A 16,860-nucleotide genomic window follows, 5' to 3' on the forward strand; every position below is an offset into this window, starting at 1 on the left:
GCCGTTACTGCGCCGCGCGCCGTTCGAGCACCGCGGCGAAGAAGCCGTCGGTCGCGTGGCGATGCGGCCACAGCGACAGGTAGTCGCCCGTCTCGAGCTCGATGCGCTGGTCGTCCAGCACCTTCTGCGCCGGTACCAGCACGAAGTCGGGATGGTCGGCCAGGAACTGTTCGACGATGCGTTCGTTCTCGGCGTCGAGCACGCTGCAGGTCGCGTAGACGAGCCGGCCGCCCTTCTTCACCAGGCGCGCGGCGCTCGCGAGGATCGACGCCTGCTTCGGCGTCAGCTCGTCGATCGCGGTGCGCGTCTGGCGCCACTTCAGGTCCGGGTTGCGGCGCAGCGTGCCGAGGCCGCTGCACGGCGCATCGACCAGCACACGGTCGATCTTGCCGGCGAGCCGCTTGATCTTCGCGTCGTGTTCGCTGTCGATCAGCACGGGGTTCACGTTCGACAGGCCGCTGCGCGCGAGGCGCGGCTTCAGCTTCGCCAGGCGCTTCTCCGACACGTCGAACGCGTAGAGGCGCCCGGTCGAGCGCATCATCGCGCCCAGCGCGAGCGTCTTGCCGCCCGCCCCCGCGCAGAAATCGACGACCATCTCGCCGCGGCGCGGCGCGACCAGCGAACACAGCAGTTGGCTGCCTTCGTCCTGCACCTCGATCGCGCCTTCCTCGAACAGCCTCAGGCGCGTCAGCGCCGGCTTGCCGACCACGCGCACGCCGAACGGGGAAAACGGCGTCGCGCCCGCATCGATGCCTTCCGCGCGCAGCCCGTCGATGACCTGGTCACGGCTGGCCTTCTGCACGTTGGCGCGCAGGTCGAGCGGCGCCGGGTAGTTCAGCGCGGCCGCGAGCTGCGCGAGCTCGTCGGCGTCGAACCGGGCCGACAAGGCCTGGTGGATCCAGTCGGGCAGGTTCGTGCGGATGCGCACCGGCAGGCTCGCCGGATCGATCTTCGACACGTGCTCGAGCCATGCGGCCTCGGTGTCGGACAGGAACGGCTTCAGCGCATTGCGGCCAGCCGTCTGCATCAGGCCGAGCAGCGTGAGGCGCCGCGCGGGCGTGCCCGTGCCGCTCTCGGCGAGATGCGAAAACTCCATCTTGCGGCGCAGCACCGCGAACACGGCCTCGGCGATCACGCCGCGCTCGGCATGCCCGAGCTTCGGATGCGCGCGGAAGAACCGGCTCGTCGTCGCGTCGGCGGGGCCGGCGAACTTCAGCACCTCGGCCAACAAAGTCTCGGTCTGGCCGATCAGGAATCCGTGCAGTTTCATACGCCCTCACTCGTTTCGGTATGCGGTTGATCCGCGAAAATCCAGCGCGCCTCTTCCGGCGCCACCACTGCACGGCCGTTCTCGAGGCGCAGACGCCCCTCGATGAACCAGCGCACCGCGCGCGGATACAGCACATGCTCGACCGTCAGCACACGCTGCGCGAGCGCGGCCGCGTCGTCGCCCGCGCGCACGGGCACCGCGCCCTGCGCGACGATCGCACCGCTGTCGAGCTCGGGAATCACGAAATGCACGCTCGCGCCATGCAGCGCGACCCCCGCGTCGAGCGCCTGCTGGTGCGTGTGGATGCCCTTGAAGCTCGGCAGCAGTGACGGATGGATGTTCAGCAGCCGGCCTTCGTATCGTCTGACGAATGTGGGCGTGAGAATGCGCATGAAGCCGGCGAGGACCACGAGATCGGGCGCGAATCGGTCGATCTCGGCGGCGAGCGCCGCATCGAAGCTGTCGCGGCCGTCGAACGACCGGTGGTCGACCACCGCCGTCGCCACCCCGTGCGACGCGGCAAATGCCAGGCCGGCCGCGTCGGGCCGGTTGGCGATCACGGCCGCAATCTCGGCCGGCCAGCGTTCCTGCGCGCACGCGCGGACGATGGCCTCCATGTTGCTGCCGCGACCGGAAATCAGGATCACGAGTTTTTTCATCCGCGAATTTTACCATTCGCCCCCGCGTTTCCCCCCTTCTCGGCCGCCCGCGCGCCCGAACGTTTATAATCTTTTGCTTTGCGGCATCCCACCGCCCATTCCCCGACGCTGCATCCGCTATCGTGAAAGTCTTCCGCGGCCTGCCCAACGCCGAGAGCCGCGCCCCGTGCGCGCTGACGATCGGCAACTTCGACGGTGTCCATCGCGGCCACCAGGCCCTGCTCGCGCGCGTGCGCGCGGCAGCGGACGCGCGCGGCCTGCCCGTGTGCGTGATGACGTTCGAACCGCACCCGCGCGAATTCTTCAACCCGGCCGGCGCGCCGCCGCGCATCGCGATGCTGCGCGACAAGCTCGAGGCGCTGCGCGATCACGGCGTCGACCGCGTGGTCGTCGAGCATTTCAACCACACGTTCGCGAGCCAGTCGCCGCAGGCGTTCGTCGAACGCACGCTGGTGAACGGGCTGCACACGCGCTGGATGATGGTCGGCGACGATTTCTGCTACGGCGCGAAACGCGCGGGCACCTTCGACACGCTGCAGGCAGCCGGCGCGCAGTACGGCTTCGAGGTCGAGCAGATGGGTACGGTGGCCGGCAGCGACGGCACGCGCATCTCGAGCTCGGGCGTGCGGGCCGCGCTCACGGCCGGCGATCTCGATGCGGCCGCGCAGGCGCTCGGCCATGGCTATGCGATCAGCGGCCACGTCGCGCACGGGCTGAAGCTCGGCCGCGACCTCGGCTTTCCGACGCTGAACCTGCCGATCGCACACAAGCGGCCGGCGCTCGCGGGCATCTTCGTCGTGCAGGTGCACGGCCTCGGCCCCGCCCCGCTGCCGGGCGTCGCGAGCCTCGGCCTGCGCCCGACCGTCGACGATTCGGGCCGCGTGCTGCTCGAAGTCCACCTGCTCGACTGGCACGGCGATGCCTATGGCAAGCTCATCCGCGTCGAATTCCTGAAGAAGCTGCGCGACGAGGCGAAATTCGACGATCTCGAGACGCTGTCGCGCGCGATCGCACTCGACGTCGCGAATGCGCGTGCGTACTTCATCGAGCGCGACCGTGCGCCGGGCAGCCGCGCCACGGGCTTCGCGACGTCGGCCACCGACCGAATTAGCTGATCCGGACGGCGGCGCCCCGCGCCGCACCCTCGCGCCGCCCAGTCGCGCGCATCCCCGATTCACGACGCTCGCGCGTCCCCCGAGATTGAGATAGCGATTCCATCATGAGCAACAAGAAAGCCGATTCGAAACCGCAGGCCAAGTATCCGGTCAACCTGCTCGACACGCCGTTCCCGATGCGCGGCGACCTGCCCAAGCGCGAGCCGCAGTGGGTCAAGGAATGGGAAGAGCGCGGCATCTACGAGAAGATCCGCGCGGCCAGCGCCGGCCGGCCGAAGTTCATCCTGCACGACGGCCCGCCGTATGCGAACGGCGACATCCACCTCGGCCACGCCGTCAACAAGATCCTGAAGGACATCGTCGTCAAGTCGCGCAACATGGCCGGCTTCGACGCGCCGTACGTGCCGGGCTGGGATTGCCACGGGATGCCGATCGAAATCCAGATCGAGAAGCAGTTCGGCAAGTCGCTGCCGGCGGCCGAAGTGATGAGCAAGGCGCGCACGTACGCGACCGAGCAGATCGAGAAGCAGAAGGTCGGCTTCAAGCGTCTGGGCGTGCTCGGTGATTGGGCCAACCCGTACAAGACGATGAACTTCGTGAACGAGGCGGAAGAGCTCCGCGCGCTCGGCAAGATCATCGAGAAGGGCTACGTGTATCGCGGGCTGAAGCCGGTGAACTGGTGCTTCGACTGCGGCTCGGCGCTCGCGGAAGCGGAAGTCGAGTACAAGGACCGCACCGATCCGACGATCGACGTGATGTTCGCGTTCGCGGAACCGGAAAAGACCGCGCAGGCGTTCGGCCTGCCGGCGCTGCCGCGCGCCGAAGGCGGCATCGTGATCTGGACCACCACGCCGTGGACGATCCCCGCGAACCAGGCGCTGAACCTCCATCCGGAAATCGTCTACGCACTGGTCGACACCGAGCGAGGGCTGCTGATCATCGCGCAAGAGCGCGTCGAAGCCTGCATGACCGACTTCAAGCTGACGGGCCGCGTCGTGGCGACCGCGCCGGGCGTGAAGCTCGCGGGCCTGCGCTTCCACCACCCGCTCGCGTCGGCTCACCCCGGCTACAAGCGCACCGCACCCGTGTACCTCGGCGACTACGTGACGACCGACACGGGTACCGGCGTCGTGCACTCGTCGCCCGCGTACGGTATCGAGGACTTCGTGTCCTGCAAGGCGCACGGGATGACCGACTCGGACATCATCAACCCGGTGATGGGCGACGGCCGCTACATCGAATCGCTGCCCCTGTTCGGCGGCCTGTCGATCTGGGACGCAAACCCGAAGGTCGTCGACGCGCTGAACGCGGCCGGCTCGCTGCTGCGCAGCGAACACTACAAGCACAGCTACATGCACTGCTGGCGCCACAAGACCGCGATCATCTACCGCGCGACGTCGCAGTGGTTCGCCGGGATGGACGTGACGCCGCGCGACGGCGGCAAGACGCTGCGCGAAACCGCGCTCGAAGGCATCGACGCGACCGCGTTCTACCCGTCGTGGGGCAAGCAGCGCCTGTTCAGCATGATCGCGAACCGTCCTGACTGGACGCTGTCGCGCCAGCGCCAGTGGGGCGTGCCGATGGCGTTCTTCGTGCACAAGGAAACCGGCGAGCTGCATCCGCGCACGCTCGAACTGCTCGAGGAAGTCGCGAAGCGCGTCGAGCAGTCGGGTATCGAGGCGTGGCAGACGCTCGACCCGCGCGAGCTGATCGGCGACGACGCCAACCTGTACGAAAAGAACCGCGACACGCTCGACGTGTGGTTCGATTCGGGCACGACGCACTGGCACGTGCTGCGCGGCTCGCACAAGGATCAGCTGCAGTTCCCGGCCGACCTCTACCTCGAAGGCTCGGACCAGCACCGCGGCTGGTTCCACTCGTCGCTGCTCACGGCGTCGATGATCGACGGCCGCGCGCCGTACAAGGGCCTGCTCACGCACGGCTTCACGGTCGACGGCGAAGGCCGCAAGATGAGCAAGTCGCTCGGCAACGGCATCGACCCGCACGAAGTCGCGAACCGTCTCGGCGCGGAAATCATCCGCCTGTGGATCGCGTCGACCGACTACTCGGGCGAGCTCGCGATCTCCGAGGAAATCCTGAAGCGCGTGACCGAAGGCTATCGCCGCATCCGCAACACGCTGCGCTTCCTGCTCGCGAACCTGTCGGACTTCGACTTCGCGCAGCATGCCGTGCCGGTCGACGAATGGCTCGAGATCGACCGCTATGCGGTCGCGTTCTCGCAGCAGCTTCAGACTGAGCTGCTCGGCCACTACGAGAAGTACGAATTCCACCCGGTCGTCGCGAAGCTGCAGACGTACTGCTCGGAAGATCTCGGCGGCTTCTACCTCGACGTGCTGAAGGACCGCCTGTACACGAGCGCGGCCGACTCGCGTGCTCGCCGCTCGGCGCAGACGGCGCTGTACCACCTGACGCACGGCCTGCTGCGCGTGCTCGCACCGTTCCTGTCGTTCACGGCGGAAGAAGCGTGGAAGGTGTTCCAGCCGGCCAGCGACACGATCTTCACGGAAACCTACTACGCGTATCCGGAAGTCGACGGCTCGGCCGCGCTGATCGAGAAGTGGGCGCTGCTGCGCGAGGTGCGCGGCAACGTGACGAAGGCGCTCGAGGAGGCACGCACCGCGAACCGCATCGGTTCGTCGCTGCAGGCCGAAGTCGCGGTGCACGCGAGCGGCGCACGCTACGACGCGCTCACGAGCCTCGGTGACGATCTGAAGTTCGTGCTGATCACGTCGGCGGCGACGGTCGTCAAGGTCGACGACGAAGCACTGGAAAGCGTCGACGTGGCTGCGTCGACGTACCAGAAGTGCGAGCGCTGCTGGCACTACCGTGAAGATGTCGGCGCGCATGCCGATCATCCGACGCTGTGCGGCCGCTGCTTCTCCAACCTGTTCGAAAACGGCGAAATCCGGAGCGCTGCTTAACCATGGCGAAGACCCTGTCGAAACCGGCCAGCGGCGCGCTTGCGCCCTGGCTCGGCATTTCGCTGATCGTGATCCTGTTCGACCAGCTGTCGAAGATCGCGATCCTGAAGACGTTCGCGTACGGCGCGCAGCACGAGCTGACGTCGTTCTTCAACCTCGTGCTGGTGTACAACCGCGGCGCCGCGTTCGGCTTCCTGTCGACCGCGGGCGGCTGGCAGCGCTGGGCGTTCACCGCGCTCGGCATCGGCGCGACGCTCGTGATCTGCTTCCTGCTGAAGCGTCACGGCCAGCAGCGGCTGTTCAGCCTGTCGCTCGCGATGATCCTCGGCGGTGCACTCGGCAACGTGATCGACCGGCTCGTCTACGGCCACGTGATCGACTTCCTCGATTTCCATCTCGGCGCCTGGCACTTCCCTGCGTTCAACCTCGCCGATTCCGCGATCACGGTCGGCGCGGTGCTGCTGATCTACGACGAACTGCGTCGCGTGCGCGGCTCGCGCTAAGCGCGCATACTCGGCGTCGACGGCCGGCTTCGCGCCGGCCGTTCCGTTTGACCCTTGGAGGCCTGAGTTGGCACACGCAGAACTCGCAGGAAAACACCTCGTTCTCGGCCTGACCGGCGGCATCGCCTGCTACAAGATCGCCGAGCTTACGCGGCTGCTCGTGAAGGCCGGCGCGACCGTGCAGGTCGCGATGACCGAAGCCGCCACCCAGTTCATCACGCCCGTCACGATGCAGGCGCTGTCGGGCCGGCCCGTCTACACGAGCCAGTGGGACGCGCGCGTCGACAACAACATGGCGCACATCGACCTGTCGCGCGAAGCCGATGCGATCGTGATCGCGCCCGCGTCGACGGACTTCCTCGCGAAGCTCGCGCACGGATTCGCGGACGATCTGCTGTCGACGCTGTGCGTCGCGCGCGATTGCCCGCTGCTCGTCGTTCCCGCGATGAACCGCCAGATGTGGCAAAACCCGGCCACGCAGCGCAACGCCGCGCAGCTGCGCGCAGACGGCGTGTCGGTACTCGGCCCGGATTCGGGCGCGCAGGCGTGCGGCGAAGTCGGCGACGGCCGCATGCTCGAGCCCGAAGCGATCTATGAAGCGATCGTCGCGCACTTCGCGGCGAAGGTGCTCGCGCACCGGCGCGTGCTGATCACGGCCGGCCCGACGTTCGAACCGCTCGACCCGGTGCGCGGCCTCACGAACCGCTCGAGCGGCAAGATGGGCTTCGCGCTCGCGCGCGCCGCGCAGCAGGCCGGCGCCGACGTGCATCTCGTCGCGGGGCCGGTGGCGCTCGACACGCCGTGGGGCGTCTATCGCCAGGACGTGCAGACGGCGCAGCAGATGTACGACGCGGTCATGCATGCCGTTGCGGATGCCGACATCTTCATCGCGGTGGCTGCAGTCGCCGACTGGCGCGTTGCCCAGCCGGCCGAGCACAAGATGAAGAAGACGGCCGACCACAAGGTGCCCGCGCTCGCGTTCGTCGAGAACCCGGACATCCTCGCGTCGGTCGCGGCGCTGCCCGATCCGCCGTTCTGCGTCGGCTTCGCGGCCGAAAGCGGCGACCTCGACGTGCACGGCGACGAGAAGCGCAAGCGCAAGAACGTGCCGCTGCTGGTCGGCAACCTCGGCCCGCTCACGTTCGGTCGCGACGACAACGAAGTCGTGCTGTTCGAGGCCGCCGGTCTCACGCGCCTGCCGCGCGCACCGAAGGACGAACTCGCGCACACGCTCGTCGCGGAAATCGCGAAGCGCCTGCCCGACAACCGCCTGATCTGATCTCCCGCGCGGCGGCCATTACCGCCGCGCCCTTCCCGACTCATCCGACGACCGCATGAAACTCGACCTGAAGATCCTCGACGCGCGCATGCGCGACTACCTGCCCGCCTACGCAACCACCGGCAGCGCGGGCCTCGACCTGCGTGCGTGCCTCGATGCACCGGTCACGCTGCAGCCGGGCGAGACGACGCTCGTGCCGACCGGCCTCGCGATCCATCTCGCCGATCCCGGCTACGCGGCGCTGATCCTGCCGCGCTCGGGCCTCGGCCACAAGCACGGCATCGTGCTCGGCAACCTCGTGGGCCTGATCGATTCCGACTACCAGGGCCAGCTGATGGTCTCGACGTGGAACCGCGGCCAGACCGAGTTCGTGCTGAATCCGTTCGAGCGGCTCGCCCAGCTCGTGATCGTGCCGGTCGTGCAGGCGCAGTTCAACATCGTCGACGACTTCGCGCAAAGCGATCGTGGCGAGGGCGGCTTCGGCAGCACCGGCCGTCACTGAACGACGCAGCGAAAAAAGGGGCCTCGCGGCCCCTTTTTCCATTCCTTCGCCGTCATTCCTCGACGGCTTGCGCGATCCGCGCGGGCGCCAGGTCGCGCTGCCGCGATTGAGCCACGATCGCATAGATCACCATCGCGACCAGCACGCCGAGCAGCACGGCCGACGAGCCGATCGTGCCCAGCGCAAGGCCGCCCTTCGCCACCGGCTTCGTCAACAGGTCGCCGACCGTCGCGCCGAACGGGCGCGTGAGCACGAACGCGGCCCAGAACAGCAGCACACCGGAGATCCGCGTGAAATAGTGCGCCAGCACGATCACCGCGAGCAGCCCGCCGATCAGCAGCGCGCCGCCACCGAAACCGAGCCCCGAGCTGTCCGCGAGAAAGTCGCCGAGCGCCGTGCCGAGCGTGTTCGAGAACAAAATCGCGATCCAGTACAGCAGCTCGACCTTGCGCGTGCGGATCAGGTCGACCGACAGCGATTCGCCGCTCAGGCGCCACACGGCGAAGATCGCCAGCAGGATCGCGACCAGGATCGACGAGCCGGCCGCATAGCCGAGGCCGAGCGTGCGGTCCATGAAGTCGGACATCGTCGTGCCGGCCGTGCTCGTCGCGACGATCACGGCCCAGTAGATCGCCGGGCGATAGCGGGTCGTCCTGAGCTGCGCGCCCAGCGTCACGAGAAAGAAGCCGAACAGCAGGATGGAGCTCACCGCGTAGCCGACGTTCAGCGTCATCGACAGCAGGTCGCCGCCGGTTTCGCCGAGCGTCGTCGCGCAGATCTTCATGATCCAGAACGCGAGCGTGATTTCGGGAAGTTTGTTCATTCGAACCCCTTTTTGCAGGAAAGCGGCAAGCCGGCGCATGCCGGCCGGCCTTGCAGACAGGATCGAATTTAATCGCCGCGGGCTTAACGCAACCTTAGCGAACAGGAAATCGGCGCGTGCGGGCCGCGCCGCGCCCCTCAACGCGCGTGCTGGTGGCGGTAATGCAGCGCGTACGCGAGCGTGAGCAGCACGACGAACACGACACCGACCACCATCGTCATCCGGAATTCGCGCGTGAACGCGGTCGTGAACAGGATTGCCGCGACGAGCCCCGCGCCGAGCAGGCTGCCGAACGGGTGCCCCCACATCCGGAACGCGAGCGCGGGACCGCGATACTGCGAACGGAAGCGCAGGTGCGTGACGAAGATCATCAGCCACGTGAACAGGGCGCCGAACATCGCGATCGCCATCATCACGGTGAACGCGGTGTCGGGCGCCAGCGCGACCAGCACGGCCGCTACCGCGACGCCGCTCGTCGAGATCCACAACGCCGCGCGCGGCACGCCGTTCGTACCGAGCCGGCCGAACACCACGGGCGCGAGCCGCGCGCGCGACAGGCTGAACATCATCCGCGTCGTCACGTAAAGCTGGCTATTCATCGCCGACAGCGCCGCGATCAACAACACGAAGTTGATCACGCCTGCCGCGTACGGCACATGAGTCGCGGCCATCACCTTCACGAACGGGCTTTCGTCGGTGCCGGCCTGCGTCCATGGGACGATCGCGAGCATCAGCGACAGCGTCAGCAGGTAGAACAGCACGAGCCGGAACACGGTCGAGCGGAACGCGCGCGTGACTGCGTGCTGCGGATCGCGCGCCTCGCCGGCCGCGATGGCGACGGCTTCGATGCTCATGTAGCTGAAGATCGCGACGATCACCGCGACCCAGGTGCCCCACGGCCCCTTCGGCATGAAGCCGCCGTGCGCGGTGTAGTTCGCGAAACCGACGCCCGATGCGGCCGGCGCCGACCACACGAGATAGGCGCCGAGCACGATGAACACGACGATCGCCGCGATCTTCAGCAGCGAGAACGCGTATTCGACCGTGCCGTACAGCGTGACGCTCGCGAGGTTCACGGCGATCAGCAGCGCGGAGAAGCCGATCACCCAGTACCAGCCGGGCACGGCCGGGAACCAGTACTTCATGAACACGGCGATCGCGCTGATCTCGGTGCCGATCGCGAACACGACCGCGAACCAGTACGCATAGCGCACCAGGAGACCCGCCAGCGGGCCGACATAGTGCTCGGCATACGCGCCGAACGAGCCGGCCGTCGGATGGGCGACCGTCATTTCCGCGAGCGCGCCCATCAGCAGCAGCGCGATCAGCGCGCCGATCGCATACGAGACCAGCACGCTCGGGCCGGCGAGCCCGATCGCGAACCCGCTGCCGAGGAACAGCCCCGTGCCGATCGCGCCGCCGATCGCGATCATCGCCATCTGCCCAGACGTCAGCGCATGGCGCAAACCCTGTTCGCGCGCGACGATGTCGTCGAACGTCCGTTGTTGTTGTGTCACTGCGTTGCCACTCCCCTGCACCACCATCGCGCCGCCGGCGCCAGATAAAACGAAACGGCGCGGAAAACATCCCGCGCCGTTCGCATGAACTACCCGATTATCGCTTACTCGACTTCGACCGCCTCTTCGTTCGGCTTGTGCGGCGGGTTCCCGAGCTTGTCGAACGACAACTGCACCTTGTCGCCTTCGTCGACGTCGACCGTCACGTGACCGCCGTTCAGCAGCTTGCCGAACAGCAGTTCGTCGGCCAGCGCACGGCGGATCGTGTCCTGGATCAGCCGCTGCATCGGCCGCGCGCCCATCAGCGGGTCGAAGCCGTGCTTCGCGAGATGCTTGCGCAACGCGTCGGTGAAGAGCGCGTCGACCTTCTTCTCGTGCAGCTGTTCCTCGAGCTGGATCAGGAACTTGTCGACCACGCGCATGATGATTTCCTCATCGAGCGAGCGGAAGCTGATGATCGCATCCAGGCGGTTGCGGAACTCCGGCGTGAACAGACGCTTGATGTCGGTCATCTCGTCGCCCGTTTCACGGCGCGTCGTGAAGCCGATGGTCGCCTTCTGCATCGACTCGGCGCCCGCGTTGGTCGTCATGATGATGATGACGTTGCGGAAATCCGCCTTGCGGCCGTTGTTGTCCGTCAGCGTGCCGTGGTCCATCACCTGCAGCAGCACGTTGAAGATGTCCGGATGCGCCTTCTCGATTTCGTCGAGCAGCAGCACGCAGTGCGGCTTCTTCGTGACGGCTTCGGTCAGCAGGCCGCCCTGGTCGAACCCGACGTAGCCCGGCGGCGCGCCGATCAGGCGGCTCACCGCGTGACGCTCCATGTATTCCGACATGTCGAAGCGGATCAGCTCGATACCGAGCGTGAACGCGAGCTGGCGCGCCACTTCGGTCTTGCCGACGCCCGTCGGGCCGGAGAACAGGAACGCGCCGATCGGTTTGTCCATCTTGCCGAGGCCCGCGCGCGCCATCTTGATCGAGGCAGCCAGTGCGTCGATCGCCGGATCCTGGCCGAACACGACGCTCTTCAGGTCGCGGTCGAGCGTCTGCAGCTTGCTGCGATCGTCCTGCGACACGCTCTGCGGCGGCACGCGCGCGATCTTCGAGATGATTTCCTCGATCTCGCTCTTGCCGATCGTCTTTTTCTGCTTCGACTTCGGCAGGATGCGCTGGGCCGCGCCCGCTTCGTCGATCACGTCGATCGCCTTGTCCGGCAGGTGACGGTCGGTGATGAAGCGCGCCGACAGTTCGGCCGCGGCCGACAGCGCACCCGACGAATACTTGACGCCGTGATGCTCCTCGAAGCGCGACTTCAGCCCGCGCAGGATCGCGACCGTCTGTTCGACGCTCGGCTCCGTCACGTCGACCTTCTGGAAGCGCCGTGACAGCGCCGCATCCTTCTCGAAGATGCCGCGATATTCGGTGAACGTGGTCGCGCCGATGCACTTGAGCACGCCCGACGACAGCGCCGGCTTCAGCAGGTTCGACGCATCGAGCGTGCCGCCCGACGCGGCGCCCGCGCCGATCAGCGTGTGGATCTCGTCGATGAAGAGGATCGCGTGCGGACGCTCCTTCAGCTCCTTCAGCACCGTCTTCAGCCGTTGCTCGAAGTCGCCGCGGTACTTGGTGCCCGCGAGCAACGCGCCCATGTCGAGCGAGTAGACCTGCGCGTTCGCGAGGATGTCCGGCACTTCGCCGCGCGTGATGCGATAGGCGAGCCCTTCCGCGATCGCGGTCTTGCCGACGCCGGCCTCGCCGACGAGCAGCGGATTGTTCTTGCGGCGGCGGCACAGCACCTGGACCACGCGCTCGACCTCGGGCTCGCGACCGATCAGCGGATCGATGCGGCCGTCCTTCGCCATCTGGTTCAGGTTCTGCGTGAATTGCGCGAGCGGCGTTTCCTTCTGCGCGTTCGCGTCTTCGCTTTCCGCATTCGCGTCGGACGACTTCGCGGCTTCGCCGCTGTTCGTCTTCGCGATGCCGTGCGAAATGAAGTTCACGACGTCGAGGCGCGTGACGCCCTGCTGCTGCAGGTAGTACACGGCATGCGAATCCTTCTCGCCGAAGATCGCGACCAGCACGTTCGCGCCGGTTACTTCCTTCTTGCCGTTCGACGTCGACTGGACGTGCATGATCGCGCGCTGGATCACGCGCTGGAAACCGAGCGTCGGCTGGGTATCGACATCGTCGGTACCCGGGACGGTAGGTGTGTTGTCGTGGATGAAATTGCGCAGGTTCTGACGCAAGTCCTCAATGTTTGCCGCGCACGCGCGCAACACCTCGGCTGCCGTCGGATTATCCAGCAGGGCCAGCAGCAAATGCTCGACCGTGATGAACTCATGGCGCGCCTGGCGTGCTTCCATGAACGCCATGTGCAGGCTGACTTCCAATTCCTGGGCAATCATGCTTCCTCCATCACGCACTGCAGCGGATGCCCGGCCTGCCGCGCATGGGTAACGACTTGCTCAACCTTGGTCGACGCGATGTCCCGCGTATAGACCCCACAAACCCCTCGCCCTTCACGATGGACCTTCAGCATGATCTGAGTGGCCGTCTCGCGATCCTTCTTGAAATACTCCTGGACCACCATCACGACGAATTCCATCGGCGTGAAGTCGTCGTTCAGCAGCACCACCTTGTACATCGAAGGCGGCTTGAGCTTCTGCTGCTTGCGTTCCAGGACGGTGCTGTCCTGCTTGTCCGGGATAATCGCCATACACCCATTCTAAACAACTCGGACAGGCCCGCAATCCTGCCATTACCCGACCGACCGGCCGGCGCCCTCCCCGGAATCCCGGAACACGCGATCTTCTTCGTGCCATACGAAAGCCGGCTGCGGTGCCGGCTTTCACGCGTGGCGCGGAACACGAACCGTCAGGGGAACCGCACCGGAACGTCGTGTCCGCATCCAGTATCCCACAAGCCGGGACGACTCGAACGCGTGTCACTCGAGCCTGGTATATGAGCCGATTATGCGGCTTTTCAAGACCGCGCGCTTGGCCGCGTGCTGCTAAGCAAAGCCGGAAAAACCCTGAAAATGGGTTCTTTACAACGTCCCTCTAAACGTCTAAAAATTCCACTTGACACTCCAATAAAGAGCGCCAACAATCAAGCTGGCACTTTTTTCAATTTGCCGGTTGGCAAAATGAAAGAGGCCGAAGGTGAGCTTGTGAGGGGGGAACGGCTGTGTTTTCCGGTCGTTTAGCTTTTCGAGCGTGCTCGTGGTAAGTAGCAGCGACTGTGTGACAGGGGAAGTAGGAAATGGCAACTGGTATCGTTAAGTGGTTCAACGACGCGAAGGGCTTCGGTTTCATCACTCCCGACGAGGGCGGTGAGGATCTGTTTGCGCACTTCTCGGCTATCACCATGAATGGCTTCAAGACGCTGAAGGAAGGCCAGAAGGTGAGCTTTGACGTCGTTCAAGGACCGAAGGGCAAGCAAGCGTCGAACATCCAGGCCGCATAAGGCACCGGATATCAGACGAAGAAACCCGGCGCATGGTTTGCGCCGGGTTTCTTTATTTGAGGCCGGCCAATCGATAATCGATTGGCCGGCCTTTTCGTTCAATCCCGATAATTGAACGCACATTGTCTTGTCACGCGCGCAGATCCGATACTCATCCGGCGCGTGAAACATAATCACCACCTCGTTACACGACCTTCAGCGTGCCCATCATGCCGAGATCCTCGTGTTCGAGAATGTGGCAATGAAACATGCGCTCACCGGGCATGTCTTGCGTGACGAGAATCGTCACGGTTTCGCCGCTGCGTACGTTCACCGTATCGCGCCATGCACGGAACGGTTCGCTCGTGCGCGAACCGCCCGACTCGCGCTCGATCACCTGGAACTGCGTGCCATGCAGGTGGAACGGGTGATCCATGTCGGTGCCGTTGCGGATCGTCCAGCGCTCGACGTCGCCACGGCGGCTGGTCAGCGTCGCGCGATGCGGCGCGTAGGTGTCGCCGTTGATCGTGAAGCGCATGCCCGCCGGACGGCCGTGCGCCGCCCCCTTCATCATCGCGTCCATGTCCATCTCCTCGCCGAACGCGACCGTCTTGTGCGCGACCGGTTCGCCGAGCGGCGGCACCGCGCGCAGGGTCGCCGGCAGCGCGCGTGCGGCGGCCGGCGCGAATGCGACATCGGCCAGCGCCAGCGCCGGATCGGGCGGCAGGCTGCCGTGCCCGTCATCGTGCGACATCGACATCTTGCGGCGGTCGTATTCGGCCGCCTGCAGCACGGCGCGCGACGCCCGGTCGCCGGCGCGGACCAGCAGCTCCGCCCGTTCGCCCGGCGCGATCAACAGCGACGTGACGCGGCGCGGCGCGTCGAACAGGCCGCCGTCGGTGCCTGCATGCTCGAACGCGCGGCCGTCGTCGAACGCGACGCGCAAATAGCGCGCGCTGCACGCGTTCCACACGCGCCAGCGCTCGTCGCCCGCGACATCGATCCGCGGCCGGCGCGCGCCATTGACCAGCACGAACTGGCCCTCGCGACCGTTCATCCAGTCCATCATGTCGTTCGGTGCAATCGTGCCGTCGCGCGCAAGCTTCAGGTCCGACACGAACAGGTTGCGCTCGGGCCAGCCCGCCAGCGGATCGTCCACGGCGCGCACGACGAACGGACCGGCGAGCCCGCGGAAGACCTGTTCGGCCGTCATCATGTGCGGATGCGGGTGGTACCAGTAGGTGCCGGCACTCCCCTTCGGCAACGTGAAGCGGTACACGCGCGACGCGCCGGGCGCGACCGGATCGGAAGGATTGCCGTCCTGGTCGGGCGGCACCGGCAGGCCGTGCCAGTGGATGGTCGACGGCTGCGGCAGCTTGTTCACGAACTTGATCTCGACCGTGTCGCCCTCGCGCACGTCGATCAGCGGACCGACGACGGGGCCCTGCGTGCCCGCCCCGAACTGCCAGAACGTGGTCGGCCGTGCACCGTGCAGCATCGGGCGCGCCACGGGCTGCGCCACCAGCGTGGCCCGGAACGTGCCGGGCTCGCGGCTTTCGTTCGCGAGCGTGCGCAGCGCCGCGAGCGGCGCGCCGGCCGGCAGCGCGTCGGCGGCCGCGAGCGCAGCCGGTGCGGACTTGCCGTGCTGCCCGTGCTCCGCCATCCCTGACATGCCCGACATGCCCGACATGTCGTCCATCGAGTCCATGCCGGCGTGACCTGCATGCTGCGCCCACGCGGCGCGCGCGAACAGCGACGCGGCTGCGACACCGACGGCGCGCGACAGGAAGGTTCTCCGTATCATCAATTGTTCCTCGTTATCCATGCTGGGTCGCGCGGCCGCCGCGACGCCCGCGCCGGCCGGCCGAAGCGCCGATGCGCGACGCAAATCCTGATACCCGCGTCATCATAACCGCAGGGCCAAATCGAGACGCGCCGCAGCCGGCCGGGCGGCGATACGCCGCAGGGTTCGACCACGCCGCACCCGAATGGCACGCATCGGCCCGCATCGTCGATCGGCGATGCACGGCGCTTCGCTCATGGCCGAAGCGCCCTTCAACCCTGCCCCTGGCAGTTCCCAGACGGTCGCCTCGCGCCTGCCGATCGGCCCCACCACGGCGCCGGCCACTTCACCGATCCGCAAACCCGCCAATATTTCACGATGCGGAACAAGTCTCTGCGTTATAAAAATTCGTGGTGCAGGGCACAAAATCCCCGTTTCGCGATGCCGAAAAACGTTCCGCAATACAAAATGATGGAAATAATTATTTGTTTTTAAAAGAGAAATTTTGTTTAGTGAAGCCGTTCTACATGCACCATCCGAGCGGGCCGCGGACGTAGACTTTGTTCCATGCACTGACGCTTCGCCACGACGTTCGATACGGAACCGGGCGCAAGCAGCCAGTCGGGCCACAGCCGGCCAAGCCGGCAGGCGGCACACCAGAATCGCTTGTGATCAGAAAGGGAGAACGGAAATGAAGGGATTTCGCTTTGGTTCAGCGCTCGGGTCGTTCTACATCCTGCCGGGTAACGGCGGCTGGGAAGCGACGTTCGGCAACGCCCTGCTCGGCGCATTCTCGTGCCCCGAAGTGGCAGCCGACCACATCTCCCGTGGCGACTGCGAACAACTGTCCGAACTGGACACGGCAACGCTCGAAGTGCCGCACGAAATCGCCGAATGGGAAATCGTTCACGTCTGAATGACACGCCAGCAACGAAAAACGCCCCGGGCGTCCGGGGCGTTTTTCTTTTGTAGCCGGTGGCAGGCAGCAATGCCCGCCACGCCGGCATGCGCATCGGCCCGCGC

The 16,860-nt window shown here is 66.2% G+C and carries 14 protein-coding genes; 7 read left to right on the forward strand and 7 right to left on the reverse strand.

The window, feature by feature from the left end; all coding sequences use genetic code 11:
* Positions 1–4: 4 nt before the first annotated feature.
* Together CFB41_RS13335 and purN are read right to left on the reverse strand one after the other, a co-directional pair.
* Complete coding sequence (locus CFB41_RS13335; protein ID WP_089440843.1) at positions 5–1,270, reverse strand: RsmB/NOP family class I SAM-dependent RNA methyltransferase; 1,266 nt, start codon at positions 1,268–1,270, stop codon at positions 5–7.
* Positions 1,267–1,929 carry a phosphoribosylglycinamide formyltransferase gene (gene purN, locus CFB41_RS13340; RefSeq protein ID WP_089456787.1) on the reverse strand — a complete coding sequence of 221 codons (663 nt, stop codon included), beginning with the start codon at positions 1,927–1,929 and terminating at the stop codon, positions 1,267–1,269. The genes CFB41_RS13335 and purN overlap by 4 nt, the downstream gene beginning before the upstream one ends.
* A 122-nt stretch (positions 1,930–2,051) precedes the next feature.
* Between purN and CFB41_RS13345 the strand changes: the two genes are divergently transcribed.
* The 5 genes from CFB41_RS13345 (at position 2,052) to dut (ending at position 8,270) form a co-directional block, all read left to right on the forward strand.
* On the forward strand, positions 2,052–3,044 hold the full coding sequence (locus tag CFB41_RS13345) for a bifunctional riboflavin kinase/FAD synthetase (protein ID WP_089440845.1): 993 nt from the start codon (positions 2,052–2,054) through the stop codon (positions 3,042–3,044).
* A gap of 104 nt (positions 3,045–3,148) precedes the next feature.
* The gene (ileS, locus tag CFB41_RS13350) at positions 3,149–5,986 is read left to right on the forward strand and encodes an isoleucine--tRNA ligase (RefSeq protein WP_089456788.1); all 2,838 of its coding nucleotides are present in this window, start codon (positions 3,149–3,151) and stop codon (positions 5,984–5,986) included.
* A 2-nt stretch (positions 5,987–5,988) separates the two neighbouring features.
* A complete protein-coding gene (lspA, locus tag CFB41_RS13355) occupies positions 5,989–6,489 on the forward strand; it encodes a signal peptidase II (protein WP_039368190.1) in 501 nt (166 codons plus the stop codon).
* Between the two features lie 67 nt (positions 6,490–6,556).
* Positions 6,557–7,768, forward strand: a complete 1,212-nt coding sequence (gene coaBC, locus CFB41_RS13360; protein ID WP_089456789.1) for a bifunctional phosphopantothenoylcysteine decarboxylase/phosphopantothenate--cysteine ligase CoaBC — start codon at positions 6,557–6,559, stop codon at positions 7,766–7,768.
* A 55-nt stretch (positions 7,769–7,823) separates the two neighbouring features.
* Positions 7,824–8,270, forward strand: a complete 447-nt coding sequence (dut, locus tag CFB41_RS13365; RefSeq protein WP_057926079.1) for a dUTP diphosphatase — start codon at positions 7,824–7,826, stop codon at positions 8,268–8,270.
* A 52-nt stretch (positions 8,271–8,322) separates the two neighbouring features.
* On the opposite strand, the gene CFB41_RS13370 is transcribed toward dut, so the two are convergent.
* The 4 genes from CFB41_RS13370 to clpS all read right to left on the reverse strand — a co-directional run bounded on the left by CFB41_RS13370 (position 8,323) and on the right by clpS (position 13,326).
* Positions 8,323–9,093, reverse strand: a complete 771-nt coding sequence (locus tag CFB41_RS13370; RefSeq protein WP_089440848.1) for a hypothetical protein — start codon at positions 9,091–9,093, stop codon at positions 8,323–8,325.
* Positions 9,094–9,230: 137 nt separating this feature from the next.
* Positions 9,231–10,610 carry an amino acid permease gene (locus CFB41_RS13375; RefSeq protein ID WP_089457191.1) on the reverse strand — a complete coding sequence of 460 codons (1,380 nt, stop codon included), beginning with the start codon at positions 10,608–10,610 and terminating at the stop codon, positions 9,231–9,233.
* 104 nt (positions 10,611–10,714) lie between these two features.
* Complete coding sequence (gene clpA, locus CFB41_RS13380; protein ID WP_089440849.1) at positions 10,715–13,015, reverse strand: ATP-dependent Clp protease ATP-binding subunit ClpA; 2,301 nt, start codon at positions 13,013–13,015, stop codon at positions 10,715–10,717.
* Positions 13,012–13,326, reverse strand: a complete 315-nt coding sequence (clpS, locus tag CFB41_RS13385; RefSeq protein WP_006398529.1) for an ATP-dependent Clp protease adapter ClpS — start codon at positions 13,324–13,326, stop codon at positions 13,012–13,014. Before clpS ends, clpA begins: the two co-directional genes overlap by 4 nt.
* 545 nt (positions 13,327–13,871) lie before the next feature.
* On the opposite strand from clpS, the gene CFB41_RS13395 reads away from it, so the two are divergent.
* Positions 13,872–14,075: a cold-shock protein gene (locus CFB41_RS13395; RefSeq protein ID WP_006478030.1), complete on the forward strand. Its 204-nt coding sequence runs from the start codon at positions 13,872–13,874 to the stop codon at positions 14,073–14,075.
* A 184-nt stretch (positions 14,076–14,259) separates the two neighbouring features.
* On the opposite strand, the gene CFB41_RS13400 is transcribed toward CFB41_RS13395, so the two are convergent.
* Positions 14,260–15,858, reverse strand: a complete 1,599-nt coding sequence (locus tag CFB41_RS13400; RefSeq protein ID WP_089457192.1) for a multicopper oxidase family protein — start codon at positions 15,856–15,858, stop codon at positions 14,260–14,262.
* 670 nt (positions 15,859–16,528) lie between these two features.
* On the opposite strand from CFB41_RS13400, the gene CFB41_RS13405 reads away from it, so the two are divergent.
* On the forward strand, positions 16,529–16,753 hold the full coding sequence (locus CFB41_RS13405) for a hypothetical protein (RefSeq protein ID WP_006490888.1): 225 nt from the start codon (positions 16,529–16,531) through the stop codon (positions 16,751–16,753).
* Positions 16,754–16,860: the final 107 nt, after the last annotated feature.

It is taken from the genome of Burkholderia sp. AU33803, assembly GCF_002223095.1.
Lineage (GTDB): Bacteria > Pseudomonadota > Gammaproteobacteria > Burkholderiales > Burkholderiaceae > Burkholderia.

Coding starts and splice junctions, on each gene's coding strand:
- CFB41_RS13335 (WP_089440843.1), bottom strand. CDS start 1,270: ATGAAACTGCACGGATTCCTGATCGGCCAGACCGAGACTTTGTTGGCC.
- purN (WP_089456787.1), bottom strand. CDS start 1,929: ATGAAAAAACTCGTGATCCTGATTTCCGGTCGCGGCAGCAACATGGAG.
- ileS (WP_089456788.1), top strand. CDS start 3,149: ATGAGCAACAAGAAAGCCGATTCGAAACCGCAGGCCAAGTATCCGGTC.
- lspA (WP_039368190.1), top strand. CDS start 5,989: ATGGCGAAGACCCTGTCGAAACCGGCCAGCGGCGCGCTTGCGCCCTGG.
- dut (WP_057926079.1), top strand. CDS start 7,824: ATGAAACTCGACCTGAAGATCCTCGACGCGCGCATGCGCGACTACCTG.
- CFB41_RS13370 (WP_089440848.1), bottom strand. CDS start 9,093: ATGAACAAACTTCCCGAAATCACGCTCGCGTTCTGGATCATGAAGATC.
- clpA (WP_089440849.1), bottom strand. CDS start 13,015: ATGATTGCCCAGGAATTGGAAGTCAGCCTGCACATGGCGTTCATGGAA.
- clpS (WP_006398529.1), bottom strand. CDS start 13,326: ATGGCGATTATCCCGGACAAGCAGGACAGCACCGTCCTGGAACGCAAG.
- CFB41_RS13395 (WP_006478030.1), top strand. CDS start 13,872: ATGGCAACTGGTATCGTTAAGTGGTTCAACGACGCGAAGGGCTTCGGT.
- CFB41_RS13400 (WP_089457192.1), bottom strand. CDS start 15,858: ATGATACGGAGAACCTTCCTGTCGCGCGCCGTCGGTGTCGCAGCCGCG.
- CFB41_RS13405 (WP_006490888.1), top strand. CDS start 16,529: ATGAAGGGATTTCGCTTTGGTTCAGCGCTCGGGTCGTTCTACATCCTG.